Raw genomic sequence first — 15,885 nt, 5'->3', positions numbered from 1 at the left:
CCGACAACACTTTCTTGGGGGAAAAGACATGCCATTGCTCACGGTCATCATGCCCGCCTACCAGGCGTCCGGCACGATCGGACGCAGCATCAGGTCCACGCTGCGCGCCATGCCGCGCGACGCACAGCTCGTGGTGGGCCTCGACGGGCCCGACGACGCCACGGAGCGGGCTGCGCGCGCCGTCACGGACCCGCGCCTGGTGGTGCGGGCCCACGACCGCAACCGGGGCTCGGTCGCGTGCACGCGGGAGCTGCTGCTGAGCACCGACAGCGAATTCGTGGCCAAGATGGACGCGGACGACCTCTGCGCCCCGTGGCGGTTCCGGCTGGAGCTCGCGGCGATGCGCCACGCGGACATCGTGTGCGGCAGCGGGATCCGGTTCGGCGGTGGCGCCGTCCCTCGGCCCTCGTACTTCGGCTCGCTGACCTCCGAGGAGATCGGGGCGCTGCTGCCGTTCACCAACCCGCTGTTCCACCCGAGCATGCTCGCGCGGCGCGAGACCCTGCTGGAGGCCAACGCCTACGCCGTGGACTCCCCGGCGGAGGACTACGTGCTGTGGCACGACGCCCTGCTCAACGGGGCACGCCTGTCGAAGATCGCGGCTCCCGTGATTGCCTACCGGCTCAGCGCCGGACAGATCTCGGGCGCGGAGGACTACCACCGGCGCGTCGAGGCGGACCCGGAGGTGCGCCGCGTCTATCAGGCGTGGGCCGGTGCCACCGGTCGCGGCTGGCTGCTCGAGGATGGCGGGACCCCGTCCCATCCCAGCGTGCCTCCGGAGCGCGCGGCGGAAATCCTGACGCAGGTGCGGCCCGTCACCCGCCCCTACGCGCGGCGCCAGGTGATGCACCACGTGAGAACGGCGGACTCCTCGTGCTGAACCAGGTCAAGGCGCTCATCGAGCGGATCATCCCCAGGCTGTCCTCCGCGCTGGTCATCCTGACCCTCGCGGCGCTGACCAACCCGCACTACGTGGGCATCTACAACGTGGTCACGCTGCTCTACACCGCCATCCAGGTCACGATCGACTCCGGTGCGCGCTTCGCCGTGATGCGCGTGCTCACGGAGCCCGGCGGCATGAAGATCATGAACCGCTACCGGATGTTCATGCCGGTGGTCGCGTTCGAGCTGCTGGTCGCGCTCATGCTGTTCCTGCTGTGGAACGGGACCCTGGAGAACTGGGGCGAGTTCTTCCAGGTGCTGCCCGTGGCGTTCGCGCCCGGCTTCGGCGCCCTGGGGCTGCTCTACGTGGGAACGCTGCAGGCCACCAGCCAGTGGGGTCTGCTCGCCCGGCTGCAGTTCCGTGCCGCGATCGTGGGCCTCGTGGTGGGTGGCACCACGCTGCTGCTCACCCAGTCCCTACTCGGGCCCGCGCTGCAGCTGGCCGTCACGGAGGGTGTGTTCGCGCTGCTGTGCTGGCGGCGGGCGCGGAAGAACACCATTCCCATCCCGCACTCCGCGCCGGGGGAGAAGTCGATCCTCTCGGACATGGGTGCGATGTCCGGGTACGCGCTGATGGCGTGGTTCCAGGGCCAGGCCGAGCGGCTGTTCATGACGTTCTTCGCCGGCACGGCCGTGCTCGGCACCTACACCGCGGGCAGCGCGGTGGGCCGGGCCCCGGGAGACGCCCTGGCGGCGTCGACGGCGAACATGGTGCGCGTGGCCGTGGCGGACAAGGAGACCCCCCAGGAGATCAAGGACACCAGCAACCGCTTCCTCTCCGGGGCGCTCATGCTCGCCGTGGTGGGCGTGATCGTCGCCCAGGTGGCCGCGGTGGTGCTGGGGCCCATCCTGGGCGAGAAGTGGAACTCCGCGATGTCCATGGTGCCGTTCATCGCCATGGTCTCGTTCCCCGGCGTGCTCTCCTGGGCGGCCTCGGTCCTGCTCGTGCGCACGGGCGCGGCCTGGAAGACGTTCGTGGGCCCGGTGATCGGCATCGTCTTCGGCGCGCTCGTGGCCTGGGTGGCGTCCTTCGACCTCCACCTCGCGGCCACCATCCTGGTGCTGCGCGAGTTCACCGTGGTGCTCGTGGCCTACACGTTCATCGGCAGGGCCGCACCGTGGCGCTCGTTCTGGCTCGGAGCGGCCCTGACCACGGTGGGCCTGGCGACCTGCTGGATCGTGGTGCTCTGAGGCACTGGGCCTGCCGCTCCCCACACTGTCGAGACGGCCAGTCCTTCGAGGAGGCCACCAGCTGACGTGCGGGTGGTGCTCGTAGAGTCTTCACATGCCATCCGCCGCGCCCCCTGCTGCATCCCCAGGTCTCCTGAGCCGACGCCTGGCCGAACCCGCCATCGCGGACCCGGCCGCGCGGCGTCGTCGCCTGGTCCTTGCGAGCCTGCTCGTGGTCGGGGGCGTGCTGCTCTTCACCAGCGTGTGGGGCTGGTGGCTGGAGCACGAGGAGCTCTCCCGCCTGGACACCCCGCTGATGCGGTGGCTCACGGAGCACCGGGACCCGCTCGTCACGCCCGTCCTGGCCGTGATCACCACCGTCACCGCGCCCACCGGGATGATCCTCATCAGCCTGGCCACCGTGCTTGTGTCGCTGTGGCGCAGCCACCACTGGTGGCGCCCGGTGCTGCTGGCCGGCTCCATGCTCCTCGCCGTGACGGGCATCGTGGGCGTCAAGTGGATCGCCGAGCGCAGGCGACCCCCGATCGCCGAGATGCTCCTGGACCCGGACCACTCCTCCTCGTTCCCCTCGGGGCACACCCTGGCCACCACCACGTTCGTCCTGGTGCTCGTGTACCTCCTGCACTTCCGCCCCCGCGCCGTCGCACCCCGGATTCCCGCGGACGTCGCCGCCCCGCGGTCTCCCGCGGGTGCCGCGCCGACGTCTCCCGGGGACGACGCCGCCCGGAGGCCCGCGACGAAGGCCGGGTCCGAGCCCTGGCGGGGCCGGTGGTGGGCGCTGCTCGGGGCGCTCGCGGTGATCGCCGTGGTCGCCTTCAGCCGCCTCTACCTCGGCTACCACTGGCTCACGGACGTCACCGGCGCGTTCCTCCTGGCGCTCGCGGTGCTGGGCGTGGTGATCGGCGTGGATGCGTGGCGGCCGACGGCGCGGCGGGAGCTCCACCCGGAGAGCCTCTGATCCCGGCGCTCTCCTGCCCGGGCACACGACGACGGCGCGTGACCCCTTTCCGGGGCCACGCGCCGTCGTCGTGGTGCTGCGGTGCTACGCGCCGCGCGCGGAGTCGCGGTGCGAGCGGTACCAGGCCACCGCATCCTCGAGCCCGGTGGGCAGGTCGATGGACGCGGTCCAGCCCAGGGAGCTGAGCAGGGAGACGTCCATGAGCTTGCGCGGGGTGCCGTCCGGCTTGCTGGCGTCCCAGTGGGTGGCGCCCCGGTAGCCGGTGGCCTCGGCCACGAGTCCGGCGAGCTCCTTGATGGAGACGTCCTCACCCGTGCCCACGTTGACCTGCTGCGGGCCGTCGTAGTGCTCCATGAGGAACAGGCACGCCGCCGCGAGGTCGTCCACGTGCAGGAACTCGCGTCGCGGTGTGCCTGAGCCCCAGTTGGTGATCTCGGAGTCCCCGTTGCGCACGGCCTGGTCGTAGCGCCGGATCATGGCCGGCAGCACGTGCGAACCGGTGGGGGAGAAGTTGTCCCCCGGCCCGTAGAGGTTCGTGGGCATCGCGGAGATCCACGGCAGCCCGTACTGGCGGCGCACCGCCTGCACGTGCATGATCCCGGAGATCTTGGCGATCGCGTAGGCGTCGTTGGTGGGCTCCAGGTACCCGGTCAGCAGGGCCCCCTCGCGCAGCGGCTGCTCCGCGAGCTTGGGGTAGATGCAGGAGGAGCCCAGGAACAGCACGCGCTCCACCTCCGCGGTGCGCGCGGCGTCCAGGAGGTTGAGCTGGATCCGCAGGTTGTCCGAGAGGAAGTCCACCGGGCGCGTGTTGTTCGCCCCGATCCCGCCCACCTTCGCGGCGGCCAGCACCATGTAGCGCGGCTTGTGCTCGGCGATGAACGCCTCCACGGCCTCGCGGTCCCGCAGGTCCAGCTCCTGGGAGGTGGCCCCGATCAGGTTCTCGAAGCCCTGCTTCTCCAGGTGGCGCCAGATGGCCGAGCCCACGAGTCCGCGGTGGCCCGCCACGTAGAACGGCGCGGTGCGGTCCAGTTCGTGCGGTGCGTAGACGACGTCGTCGCTCGTGCGGGCGTCCGCGGGGTCGCTCACGGTGTGGGGCCAGTCCGCCCCGGCGTCGACGGTCTCGATCTGATCTGCGTTGTCCACTGTTGTCCTCATGCTGCGTGCTCCGGGGTCCAGATGTTCTGGGCCACGGTATCGATCCAGGGGGTGCCCGCGCACTCGAGCGCGGCGCGGTCCGCGTCCACCATGATGCGGGCGAGCTCCGGGGCGTGCACGGTGGCCTTCCACCCCAGCTTCTCCTCCGCCTTGGAGGGGTCCCCGATCAGCGCGTCCACCTCGGTGGGGCGCAGGTAGCGGTCGTCGAAGCGGACGTGCCTCTCCCAGTCCAGCCCCGCGTGCTCGAAGGACGTGACCAGGAAGTCCCGCACGGTGCAGGGCACGCCGGTGGCGAGCACGAAGTCCTCCGGCTCGTCCGCCTGCAGCATCCGCCACATGCCCTCCACGTACTCGGCGGCGTAGCCCCAGTCGCGCACGGCGTCCAGGTTGCCCATGTAGAGGTGCTCCTGCTTGCCCGCGGCGATCGCGGCCACGGCGCGGGTGATCTTGCGGGTCACGAACGTCTCGCCGCGGCGCGGGGACTCGTGGTTGAAGAGGATCCCGTTCACCGCGAACATGTCGTACGCCTCGCGGTAGTTCTTGGTGATCCAGTACGAGTAGATCTTGGCCGCGCCGTAGGGCGAGCGCGGGTAGAACGGGGTGTTCTCGTCCTGCGGCGGGGGAGTGGCACCGAACAGCTCGGACGTGGACGCCTGGTAGAAGCGGCACTTCACGCCGGCGCGGCGCACGGCCTCGAGCAGCCGCACGGTGCCCAGCCCGGTGGTGTCACCGGTGTGCTCGGGCTCGTCGAAGGACACTCGCACGTGCGACTGGGCGCCCAGGTTGTAGACCTCGTCCGGGTCGATCTCCCCCAGCAGGGTCACGAGCCGGGCCGCATCCGAGAGGTCCCCGTAGTGCAGGAACAGCCGGGCGTCCGGGTTGTGGGGGTCCTGGTAGAGGTGGTCGATGCGGGACGTGTTGAACGTGGAGGCGCGGCGGATCAGCCCGTGCACCTCGTAGCCCTTGGACAGCAGCAGCTCCGCCAGGTAGGAGCCGTCCTGCCCGGTGATGCCGGTGATCAGTGCTTTCTTGCTCATGGTGTTCTCTCCCCTTGTGGATCGGTTCGTCGAGGCCCCCCGGCCCCGGTGGATCAGGAATTGACGGTGGCGGGCGTCCGGTCCTCGGCTCTGAGGTCCGGGCGCAGCCTGGTGAGTGCCGAGACGAAGGACCGCACCGCGGCCCCCCGGCTCAGCACCTCGCGCACGTAGCGGCGGCCGCCACGGTGGGTGGCGCCGCCGGTGGTGATCCACTCCTCGTGCAGGCGCACGGCGCCCGCCACGAGGGCCTCGGGATCACCGGGTTCCACGCGGATCCCGGCATCGGCCGCCGCGAGCTCCGCCGCGGACGGCCCCGCGGCCTCGACGGCGGCCAGCACCGGGCGGTCAGCGGTGAAGTAGCTGGTGAGCTTGCTGGGCACGCACATCTCGGTGAGCCCGGGCCGCTCGTTGACCAGCAGGATGTCCGCCGCGCGCAGCAGCCCGGCGTAGGTCTCGTTGTCCACGCTGGGCAGCACCTCGAAGCGCGGGGTGGTGGCCGCGAGCTCCTCGAGCTGCGGGCGCTGGTGCCCGCCGCCCACGAGCACGAAGCGCAGCGGGGCGCCCCGTTCCTCGGCCACCCGCGCGGCGGCGGCCACGTTGGCGAGGTCCTGCTTGGCGCCCATGTTGCCGGTGTGCAGCACCACCACGTCCTGCGGCTCCCACCCGAAGCGGCGGCGCAGCGCGGCGGTGTCCACGGTGGGCGCCTCGGCGATGTGGGTCCAGTTGCGGACAGTGGTGATCTTCTCCCCGGCCACGCCCATGTGGCGGCGCAGGTAGTCGGAGAAGCGGTCGTGGATCACGACGACGCCGTTGCAGGAGCGCAGGAACGTCCCCTCCACGGCGCGCATCACCCGGGTCACGGGCCCGCGCGCCGCGCCGGTCTCCGCGAGCCCGGCGGTGTAGATGTCGTGCACCCACACGAGCACCGGGGTGCGGGTCAGCGCGGCCCGGACCCGCAGGATCGCCGAGGCGAACAGCGCGGGCGTGATGAGCACGACGACGTCCGGGTCCCCCCACGGGGCGGCCGCGGCGCGCAGGCCGAAGACGATCTCCATGCCGAGGCGGCGCAGCTGGCCGGCGTCGTGGGGCACGGGGTGCGGGATGCGCCGGACAGGCACGCCGTCGATCACCTCGAGCGGGCCGTCCTGGCGCGGGTAGCCCTCGTGGACCTGCCACTGCGGGTAGTGGGGCAGGCCGGTGACGACCTCCACGTGCCACCCCTCCTCGCGCAGAGCGCGCGCCATCCCGGCGGTGTACGGGGCGATGCCCGTGTGCTCCGGCGAGTAGTTGAGACCGATGATCAGGATGCGTGCGGCCACGCTGACTCCTCCCCCAATGAAGACGCACGCGGTGCCTGCGTCTCCCCCAGTACGGCGGACCTCCCCAGGTCCCCCGTCACCCACGGTGCTCGCCCGTGGACAGTGAACGGTGCCGGTGCAGTGTCTCCCCAGAACACCGGCGTTTGCCATCATAACTCTGCAGATTTGACCCTATCGCCAGAATGACGACAAATCTGTGTGGGCCCATATAGGTACAAGGCAGTAAAAGCGCACGTGGGACCAGGAAAAACAGTCGTGTAAATGTAAAACCACACATTAGGGGACGGCGTCATCGAGCCGTCGTGGGGCACGAGTGGCTATGATTTATGAGTGCAAAGCCGCACGCCCCTCACGGGGGAACGTGGGGGAACGCGGCGTTCGGGGGCAGGGATCCGCCGGTGGCGCAGGCGGCACGCTCGCACGGGGAGACCCCTCCGGCAACGGGGGGGAACAGGGCAACGGGGGCACGGCTGAGGTGTTTCCGGGGCAGGACTGGGGAGAATTCATGCGTATTGCCGGACAGGCAAGTTTTCTGACGGGGGACGGGCACACCATTCACGCGTGGGTGCACGGCCCGGACAACGACCGTGTCCGCGGAGCCGTGGTCATTGCACCGGCTCTCGCGCGGGAGGAAGTGGTGAGCCACCGCAGCATGCGGCTGGTGGCGGCACGCGCCGCGCAGCAGGGCTGGCTCGTGATCAGGGTCGCCTGGAGCGGCACCTCGGAGTCCGGCGAGCGCCCCGCGGGCAGCGATCCCGTGGCCGTGTGGCAGCGGGACCTGGAGGTCGCGTTCGGCACGGCCCGGGAGCTGGTGGGGCCGCAGCTGCCCGTGCACGGCATCGGGCTGCGGATCGGTGCCGCGGTGCTCGCCACCTCCGAGCTCCCCTTCGAGAAGCGGGTGCTGTGGGAGCCGGTCTCCGGCGCCATCTACATGCGCCAGTACACGGGGCTGCGCCGGGCGAGCGGGCTGAGCCTGCCGCCGGAGGTCGAGGACGGCGTGGAGATCGGCGGTGCGCACTTCAGCGATGCCGAGGCCGCCGCCATCCGCGCCCTGCCGGACCCCCGCAAGCTCACGACCCCCGGGCTCGTGCCGGTGCGCGAGGAGGACCGCACCGTGGCCAAGAAGCTCTACGGCGTGGCCGCGATCTACGCCAAGGCGAGCCCGCCGGCCATCGCCGCGCTCGTCGCCCGCCTGGACGAGCCGGCTGCGGACGCCGGTGACGACGACGCCGCGCCCCGCGCGGTCTCGCCCGGCACCGCCGCGGACGCGGAGCACCAGAACGCTGCGGATGCAGATAACCAGAACGCCGTGGGCCCGGCCCACGAGACCACGGTGAGCGGGGCGGGGGAGGCCGCGAGCGGCGTCGTCGGGACGGCGGAGACCGCGGATGTCAGCGGCTGGCGTCCCACCACGCACGCCCGGTTCCACGTGGCCGAGTTCGGCGTGGACGTGGAGGAGGAGCTCCTCGAACTGGGGGAGGACCTGCTGCCGGCCACCTACACGCACCCCGTGGGCCGTCACGGAACGGGTGCCGGTGCGGCCGTGCTCGCCCCGCCCTCCGCGGATCCCAAGGACGGGCCCACGGGTCTGTGGGCCGTCCAGGCACGCCGGCTGGCCGCACGCGGGGTGCCCGCGATGCGCGTGGAGCGCCACCACTGTGGTGACGGTGCCGGGCTGGACGAGGTCAAGGACATCAACCCGTACAAGCACCAGGGGGTTGCGGACATCGACCTCGGCGCGTCCTGGCTGCACGAGCGCACGGGTGAGGCCGTGACCGGCGCCGGTTTGTGCGTGGGCGGCTGGCTCGTGGCCATGGCGCCGCCCACGAGCGCGATGACCACCCGCGTGGTGCTCAACAACGTGGCGTGGCGCGCCGGGGAGCGGTACTACGAGAAGCTCTACCGCAACTGGGACGTGGACGCCGTGCTGGAGCAGCTGCGGACCATGAGCGACGTGGAGCTGAACACCACGTGGCGCACGCGCGCCAAGGAGCTCGTGCGGCGCCGGATGCCCTACCGCATGTGGCTGCTGCTGGGCCGCTGCAACATCCCGAACGTGCCGGAGGTGGTCATGGAGCACGCCTCGCGCAACGCGGAGGTCTCCTTCTACTTCGGCGTGGAGGACGGCGTGTTCTTCGAGCAGGAGCGCGGCGAGGAGGGGCTCGCGCGGCTCACCCGCCGCGGCCGCCGGATCAAGGTGGCCCACGTCCCCGCGCTGGACCACTCCCTGCAGGCCCGCGCCTCCCGGCTGACAGCCATGCAGATCGTCGACGCGGCCCTCGGGCTGAGTCACTACCCCGCGGAAGAGGTGGCCACGTGCGCCGCATGAACCAGGACACCGCCCGGGCGGGCGGCACGCGATCGCTCGGACTGCGGGTGCTCACCGGGTGCACCCTGGGGGCGCTGCTGCTCACGGGCTGCGGCTCCGGGGGCACCGACCCCGCCGCGACCTCCGGCACGGGCTCCACGATCAGTTTCGACGCCGACGCCGCGAAGCAGGTGGGGTTCCAGGACCCGCAGGAGCTGCGCGAGGAGTCGAACGGGATCACCGTCACCGGCGCCCGCGCCCTGTCCCAGCGGGCGGTGGACCTCACGGTCAGCACGGACGCGGTCTCCCCGGACGCACCGGGCGGACGCAACTCGCTCGTCGTGATCACCCCGGAGGGCTACGACCCCGCCAAGACGTACCCGGTGGTCTACATGCTCCCCGGCAGCAGCTCCACGGACGCCCCCGCCCTGCAGTGGTACGAGGCCGGCCAGGCCGAGCAGCTCACCGCGGGCATGCCCGTGATCACCGTGATCATGAGCGGCGGCAAGGTGGGCTGGTACACGGACTGGGCGAAGCAGGACACCCTCAAGCAGAACTGGCGGACGTTCCACCTGGACCAGGTGGTCCCGTGGGTGGACTCGCACCTGGCCACGCAGAAGGACCGGGGGCACCGCGCGATCATGGGCAACTCGATGGGCGGCTACGGCGCGGTGCGCTACGCCGAGGAGCGCCCGGACCTCTTCGGGGAGGCCGTGAGCTTCTCGGGTCTGCTGGACGTCTCCTCCCCGGAGGCCAAGCAGAACTTCGAGCAGGCCTCGAACGAGTCCACCGGAGAGCCGGCCGCGATCTTCGGCAACGGCACCACCACCACGGACGCCCAGTGGCTCGCCAACGACCCCCTCACGCAGAGCGGGGACCTGAAGGACGTGAGCGTGCAGCTCTTCGCGGGCAGCGGCAACGGCCAGAACGGGGACATCGAGCCCGCACTGAGGGACTCCACGGCGTCCTTCGCCTCGGAGCTCGGCACCAAGGGCGTGGACTACCAGTACACGGAGTACGGCAAGGAGGGCACGTGCGACGGCGGGCACACCTTCGAGTGCTGGAAGCCCGCCGCCGTGGTGGCGCTGGGGCGCTGGGCGGACCGGATGGGCCTCAAGCGCACCACCTCCGCACCGGCCGTGGACCCGGCGTTCGAGGCCGTGACCTCGGAGGGCACGTCGTGAGCGCCGTCGACGCCGCCGTGGCACCCCGCGTGGGCTGCGACCTGCAGGGCGTGGCACCGGTGGCCGAGTCTCTCGCCCGGCAGGGGGAGCGCTACCTGCGGGCCGTGCTCGCCCCGGAGGAGATCGCGGAGCTCACCCGTTCGGGAGCGGCCGAGCCCTCGGCGGAGTCCGTCGCGGGCCGGTTCGCGGCCAAGGAGGCCGTGCTCAAGGTGCTGCGCCCGAGCCAGGAGGACGCCGTGCCGTGGCCGGAGATCGTGCTGCGCACGGACGCCCACGGCGCACCGGGCGTGCAGCTGCGGGGCACCGCCGCGCGCCTGGCCGGGGAGGCCGGGCTGGGCGGCTGGAGCGTCAGCACCTCCCACGACGGCGGGTTCGCCCTGGCCGTGGCGCTCGCCACGACGTCGTGACCCGGCACCCGCCGCACCCGTGAGACCACCCGGCGCACGACGTCGGGAACAGGACCACCGCGGGGCGCCGCACACCGGCTGACCCGCGGCTCATAAGAATCGCCAGAACAACCCAGAAAGGTTTCCCATGGATTCCACCATCGAAGCGACCGTCCGTTCCGTGCTCAGCGAGCAGGGCAAGCTCTCCGAGGACGCGCAGAGCATTGCCGCGGACGCGGACCTCTACCGTGCCGGCATGACGTCCCACGCGTCCGTGAACGTGATGCTGGGCCTGGAGGACGAGTTCGACATCGAGTTCCCGGAGGAGCGCCTAACCAAGGCGACCTTCACGTCCGTCGCGTCCATCACCGAGGCCGTGGAGGCGATTCGCAATGACTGAGAACAGCGTTCTCACCGCACAGCCGCGCACCCGCGCGGAGGACCCGGACCGGGCGGCGAGCACCGCCGCCCGCGCGGAGGCCGTGGCCAGGGTGGCCCGCGAGTACGCGGACGCCGTGGACGGCGAGTCCCGCTTCCCCCGGGAGACGATCGACGAGGCCCGCGCCCAGGGCCTGCTGGCCGCCCCCATGACGGAGGCGGACGGCGGGCTGGACTACAGCATCACGGAGCTGTGCCGGCTGCTGGAGCGGGTGGGGCGCGAGTGCACCTCCTCCGCGATGATCCTGGCCATGCACTACTCCCAGGCGCTGTGCCTCACCCGCCACGCGGACACCGAGTGGCTGCGGGAGTTCACCCGCAAGGTGGCCTCCGAGGGGCTGCTGCTGGCCTCGGCGACCACCGAGGTCAACATCGGCGGCGACACCCGCACCTCCACGTGCGCCGTGCGCCCGGTGGGTGACGGCCGGGTGGCGCTGCACAAGACCTGCCCCGTGATCTCCTACGGCGCGTACGCGGACGCGATCCTCGTGACCGCGCGCCGCAACGAGGACGCGGCGTCGAGCGACCAGGTGGTGCTCGTGGTCGAGGCGGCGGACCTGCAGCTGGAGCGCCAGCGCGGCTGGGACGCCCTGGGCATGCGCGGCACCTGCTCGGAGTCCTTCGAGCTGGACGCCACCACGAGCGAGGACGCCATGTTCCGGGTCCCGTTCGAGACCATCTCCGCGCAGACCATGCTCCCGGGCGCCCACTGCCTGTGGGCCTCGGCGTGGCTCGGGATGGCCACCCAGGCCGGGCTCACCGCCCGCTCCGTGGTGCAGAAGGCCGCCCGCAAGACCCCGGGCACGCCCCCGCCGTCGGCCCTGCGCCTGGCGGAGCTGGAGGTGCAGCTGCAGTCCATGACGGACGTGGTCCGCTCCTCCGTGGCCCGCTACGAGGCGGCCTACGACGATCCCGAGACCTGCGAGTCCATGCAGTTCGCGATCGCCATGAACACGCTGAAGGTCAACGGGGCCGAGGCCGTGCGGAAGATCGTGGGCGACGCCCTGGTGATCGTGGGGATCTCCGGGTTCGCCAACCGCTCTCCCGTGAGCCTGGCACGGCTCTACCGGGACAGCATTGGCCCGTCCGTCATGGTCAACAACGACCGCATTCTGCTCCACACCGCCACCATGCAACTCGTCTCGAGGGGACAGCGATGACCACCACCGACATCGAGCAGGACCTCACCCGCCAGCAGGACACGTTCCGCGAGGGGCTCGAGGCCAACGACTGGCTGCTGCCCACGCTGGGCGACGGCGTGACCGGGCTGGGCCCGCAGGCCGAGGACGTGGTGCAGGGCATCGCGTCCGCCGCCCGCGGGATCGCCGCACGGCTCTCGCCCGAGGCGGGCACGCGCCGGCTGCGCTTCCCACCCGTCAACGGCACGCGGCTGCTGGAGCGCACCGACTACGTGGCCTCGTTCCCGCAGCTGCTGGGCACGATCGCCGCGTTCGAGGGCGACAACAAGGCCCACCGCCAGCTGCTGGCCACCTACGAGGAGCAGGGCGACTGGTCCGCGCAGCTCACCCCGGCCGGCCACGCGCTGGTCCCGGCGGTGTGCCACCCGCTCTACGCCTACCTCGAGGGCTCGCGGGTGGACGGCACGGTGTTCGAGCTCGTGGGCGAGTGCTACCGCCACGAGCCCAGCCCGGACCCCATGCGCTTCGTGACGTTCCGGATGTTCGAGGCCGTGCGCATCGGCACCCCCGCGGAGGCCGCCGAGCACCGTGAGAAGTGGCTCGCGGCGGGCACCGGGCTGCTCACGAACCTGGGCCTGGAGGTCCAGGCGGACACCGCGAACGACCCGTTCTTCGGCCGCGCGGGCAAGCTGCTCAGCGCGGGCCAGCGCGAGGCGCAGCTGAAGTTCGAGATCCTCACGGAGGTCTACCCGGGCCACCCCACGGCCATCGCCTCCGCGAACCTGCACGAGGACCACTTCGGCGAGGCCTTCGACCTGCGCACCGCCGACGGCGCCGTGGCCCACTCCGCGTGCTTCGGCTTCGGCCTGGAGCGCGTGGCCCTGGCGCTCGCCGCCAAGCACGGCTTCGACGTCGCCGCGTGGCCCGCCTCCGTGCGCCAGGAGCTGGGTCTGTCATGACCGCGCTGACCGAGAGCACAGGTGCCGCCGTGGCCGCCGAGGCCCCGTTCGGGACCGAGGTCCTCGCGGTGCGGGGGTGCGAGTCGCTCACCGCGGCGAACGCGCCCCGGTCCGTGCTGCACGATCCCGCAGAGCCGTGGTCACCCACGAACTGCTACATGGACGTGTGGATCGGGCTCACCGCCGCCCTCGGTCTGGACCCGGTCCCCATGCTGGGGGCCGCGTTTAGCGCGGACTTCCTGGGGGACCAGTGGGAGTTCCTGAAACCGCGCCAGGAGGACCTCGAGGTGCTCTACGGCCTCGCGGTGGGGGAGTACGACACGTGGCGGCCCCTGGGCGAGCACCTGCAGCTGGCGATGTCCCGCGGGGACGCCCTGATCGTGGAGGTGGACGCGTTCCACCTCCCGGACACCGAGGGTGTCTCCTACGGGCTGGAGCACACCAAGACGTCGATCGTCCCGCTGCGGCTGGACCCGGCGGCGGGTGAGCTCCTCTACCTGCACAACGACGGCGTGCACGTGCTCTCCGGGGAGGACCTGGAGAACACCCTGGGCCCGGGCGCGCGCAGCGGGCGGGTGCCGTACCCCTACGTGGAGCTCGTGCGCGTGGCGGGGGTCCGGCGGCTGGAGCCCCGGCAGCTGTGGCAGCACACGGTCGAGCTGGTGCGGGACCACCTGCGCCGCGCCCCGGGATCCTCCGCCGGGTCGGAGGGCCCCGCGCAGCGGCTCGTCACCGCCATCCGGGAGCACCTCCCGGTGCTGGCCGAGCGGGGCATGGACTACTTCCACCTGTACTCGTTCGCGACCACGCGCCAGGCGGGGCTCACCGCCGGGCTGGCCGCGCACGCGTGCCGGTACCTCGCCGCGGGTGCCGCCCGGTGGCCGAGCGACCTGGACGCCGAGCTGCTGATCGAGGCCGCCGAGTCGTTCGACGCCGCCGCCGGGGCCGCCAAGACCCTGCAGTTCCAGCTCGCGCGCGCCGCGCGCGGCCGGACCGCGCGGGTGGACACGTCCGCGGACGCGTTCGTCGCGGGCCACACCGCCGGGATGGTCGCGGTGCGGGAAGCGCTGGGCCTCGGGGAGTGAGTCGCGTGAGCGGTGCCGACGCGCTGGAGCGCGCCACCTGGATCCTGTGCCGGGCCGATCCCGCGCAGGACCCGGGCGACCCCCTGGGTGCCGGCATCTCCGCGCGCGTTCCCGGAACCGTCTCCGGGGCGCTGCGCGACGCCCTGGGCGAGGACGCCATGGACGCCGTCCTCGCCGGGGACGGCCCCGGGACCGTCTGGGAGTACCGCACGCGGGTCACCACCGCGGGCGGGTCCCACCGGTTCGTCTCCACGGGCGTCGCCACCGTCTCCGAGCTGGTGGTGGCCGGGGAGACCGTGCACGCCAGTGACAGCGCCTTCGCGCCGTGGGACGTCACCGTCGCCCTGCCGCCGGGGGAGTGCGAGATCGCGCTGCGCGTCCTGCCCCTGTCCAGCGTGACCGTGCCGCGCAAGCCGCGCGCCCGCTGGCTCTCCCCGCTGGTCTCCGACCGCTCCCTGCGCTGGCGCCGCACACCGCTCGTCGGGGCCATCGACTGGCCCGGCGCGCGCCCCGTCCTGGGGCCCTGGGGCGGGCTCGCCGCCCTGCCGGTCACCTCGTCTCCCGACGAGGAACCTTCTTCTCCGCTCGTCTCCCTGCCCGATTCCTCGCCGGTGCTTGCGCCCTCTTCTCCCGGCGCCCTCCCGCTCGCTCTCTCGGACGACAATGACGACGACGCCGCGCGGCCCCGTTCCCGTCCGCTCCCACCGTCCGCGGTGCGCGCCCGGGTCACGGAGGACGGCCACGGCGTGGTGAGCGTGGACCTCACTGGGATCGACCCCGGGACACAGGGCTGCCGGGTGCTTGTCGAACCGCTCCCACCCGCAGAGCCGGACTCCGCCGCTCAGCACGCGAACGCCACAGAAGGCGGCGTCGTCGAGCGTGCCGTGAGTGCCACCGAGCTCGCGGCCTCCGCGACCGTCGAGGTGCCCGTGGCCGAGCCCCGCCTGTGGTGGCCCCACGGCATGGGTGCCCAGCAGCTCTACCGCGTGCGCGTGGTGGCCGGGGAGGATGAAATGCATGCCCGCGTGGGGTTCCGCACCGTGACCCCCGAGCCCCGGGACGCGGCCCACCGCGGACTGGCGCTGCGCGTCAACGGCGTGCCCGTGTTCGCCCGCGGAGCCGTGTGGACGGGGGCCGACCCGTACGAGGTCGCCGCCGACCCCCGCCGCACCCTCGGAATGCTCCGCAGGCTGCGGGACGCCGGCACCACCATGGTGCGCATCCCCGGCACGAGCTGCTACGAGGCCGAGGACTTCCACCGCGCGTGCGACGAGCTGGGGCTCATGGTGTGGCAGGACGTCGCGCTCGGCCCCCTGGACCCGCCCAACGACCCCGAGTGGCGGACCGGGCTGCACCACGAGGTGCGCGCGCTCGCGTCGCGCCTTGCCGGGCATCCCTCCACCGCGGTGATCTCCGGGGGAACGGAGGTCATCCAGGCCCCGGTGCTGGCCGGGCGACCCGCCGAGCAGTGGGCCCCGGACGTGCTCCTGCGGGAGATCCCCACCGCCGTCGCGGAGGCCGGTTCGGACGCGGTGGTCGTCCCCTCGTCCCCGTGCTCCGACGCCCACCTCGACGCCGCGCAGGCCGTGGTTGAGCGGGTGCGGGCTGCTCTGGCGCTGCCCCGCGGGGTCTGCGGCGACGGCGGGAGTCCGAACGAGGACGCGCACAGCTCGGTCGTCCCGCCCACCCTTGCCGCCCCGGCCGCCCCGGCCGCACCGGGCGTGCCGAGCGCTGACACCGGTTCTGTCGGCGCGCCGCCGTCTCGTGCCACCGCCACCGCCGCT

Annotated in this window: 13 protein-coding genes and 1 pseudogene; 11 read left to right on the top strand and 3 right to left on the bottom strand. The window is 72.3% G+C overall.

The features are described 5' to 3' along the window. The first annotated feature begins 28 nt into the window (after positions 1 to 28). From D8M39_RS05820 to D8M39_RS05810, 3 genes are all read left to right on the top strand, one after another. Positions 29 to 880: a glycosyltransferase gene (locus tag D8M39_RS05820; RefSeq protein ID WP_055086089.1), complete on the top strand. Its 852-nt coding sequence runs from the start codon at positions 29 to 31 to the stop codon at positions 878 to 880. Further along, positions 874 to 2,133, top strand: a complete 1,260-nt coding sequence (locus D8M39_RS05815; RefSeq protein ID WP_126874614.1) for a hypothetical protein — start codon at positions 874 to 876, stop codon at positions 2,131 to 2,133. Before D8M39_RS05820 ends, D8M39_RS05815 begins: the two co-directional genes overlap by 7 nt. A gap of 94 nt (positions 2,134 to 2,227) precedes the next feature. After that, entirely contained in the window at positions 2,228 to 3,091 is an 864-nt protein-coding gene (locus D8M39_RS05810) for a phosphatase PAP2 family protein (protein ID WP_083482558.1), read from the top strand. An 84-nt stretch (positions 3,092 to 3,175) separates the two neighbouring features. On the opposite strand, the gene D8M39_RS05805 is transcribed toward D8M39_RS05810, so the two are convergent. From D8M39_RS05805 to D8M39_RS05795, 3 genes are all read right to left on the bottom strand, one after another. Next, positions 3,176 to 4,177: a GDP-L-fucose synthase gene (locus tag D8M39_RS05805; RefSeq protein WP_055086357.1), complete on the bottom strand. Its 1,002-nt coding sequence runs from the start codon at positions 4,175 to 4,177 to the stop codon at positions 3,176 to 3,178. 65 nt (positions 4,178 to 4,242) lie between these two features. Next, on the bottom strand, positions 4,243 to 5,283 hold the full coding sequence (gmd, locus tag D8M39_RS05800) for a GDP-mannose 4,6-dehydratase (RefSeq protein ID WP_126874613.1): 1,041 nt from the start codon (positions 5,281 to 5,283) through the stop codon (positions 4,243 to 4,245). 53 nt (positions 5,284 to 5,336) lie between these two features. Beyond that, entirely contained in the window at positions 5,337 to 6,602 is a 1,266-nt protein-coding gene (locus D8M39_RS05795; protein ID WP_126874612.1) for a glycosyltransferase family 4 protein, read from the bottom strand. 505 nt (positions 6,603 to 7,107) lie between these two features. On the opposite strand from D8M39_RS05795, the gene D8M39_RS12965 reads away from it, so the two are divergent. The 8 genes and pseudogenes from D8M39_RS12965 to D8M39_RS05750 form a co-directional block, all read left to right on the top strand. Then, positions 7,108 to 8,931, top strand: a complete 1,824-nt coding sequence (locus tag D8M39_RS12965; RefSeq protein WP_232300409.1) for a hypothetical protein — start codon at positions 7,108 to 7,110, stop codon at positions 8,929 to 8,931. Next, positions 8,928 to 10,094, top strand: coding sequence for an alpha/beta hydrolase family protein (locus D8M39_RS05780; protein WP_238693980.1), 1,167 nt, complete (start codon positions 8,928 to 8,930; stop codon positions 10,092 to 10,094). Before D8M39_RS12965 ends, D8M39_RS05780 begins: the two co-directional genes overlap by 4 nt. After that, positions 10,091 to 10,501, top strand: coding sequence for a holo-ACP synthase (locus tag D8M39_RS05775; RefSeq protein WP_055086346.1), 411 nt, complete (start codon positions 10,091 to 10,093; stop codon positions 10,499 to 10,501). The genes D8M39_RS05780 and D8M39_RS05775 overlap by 4 nt, the downstream gene beginning before the upstream one ends. A gap of 127 nt (positions 10,502 to 10,628) precedes the next feature. After that, positions 10,629 to 10,880 (top strand): acyl carrier protein, encoded by a 252-nt coding sequence (locus tag D8M39_RS05770; RefSeq protein ID WP_055086348.1) that lies wholly within the window; start codon positions 10,629 to 10,631, stop codon positions 10,878 to 10,880. Further along, positions 10,873 to 12,078: an acyl-CoA dehydrogenase family protein gene (locus D8M39_RS05765; protein ID WP_126874610.1), complete on the top strand. Its 1,206-nt coding sequence runs from the start codon at positions 10,873 to 10,875 to the stop codon at positions 12,076 to 12,078. The genes D8M39_RS05770 and D8M39_RS05765 overlap by 8 nt, the downstream gene beginning before the upstream one ends. Continuing rightward, the gene (locus D8M39_RS05760) at positions 12,075 to 13,016 is read left to right on the top strand and encodes a hypothetical protein (RefSeq protein ID WP_055086353.1); all 942 of its coding nucleotides are present in this window, start codon (positions 12,075 to 12,077) and stop codon (positions 13,014 to 13,016) included. Before D8M39_RS05765 ends, D8M39_RS05760 begins: the two co-directional genes overlap by 4 nt. After that, positions 13,013 to 14,101: a DUF1839 family protein gene (locus D8M39_RS05755; protein WP_055086355.1), complete on the top strand. Its 1,089-nt coding sequence runs from the start codon at positions 13,013 to 13,015 to the stop codon at positions 14,099 to 14,101. Before D8M39_RS05760 ends, D8M39_RS05755 begins: the two co-directional genes overlap by 4 nt. Positions 14,102 to 14,106: 5 nt before the next feature. Beyond that, positions 14,107 to 15,885: pseudogene (locus D8M39_RS05750) on the top strand (hypothetical protein); the annotation flags it as partial.

It is taken from the genome of Kocuria sp. HSID17590 (assembly GCF_003989485.1).
GTDB classification, from domain to species: Bacteria; Actinomycetota; Actinomycetes; order Actinomycetales; family Micrococcaceae; genus Kocuria; species Kocuria salsicia.
This window is presented reverse-complemented; position numbering and strand designations above follow the sequence as displayed.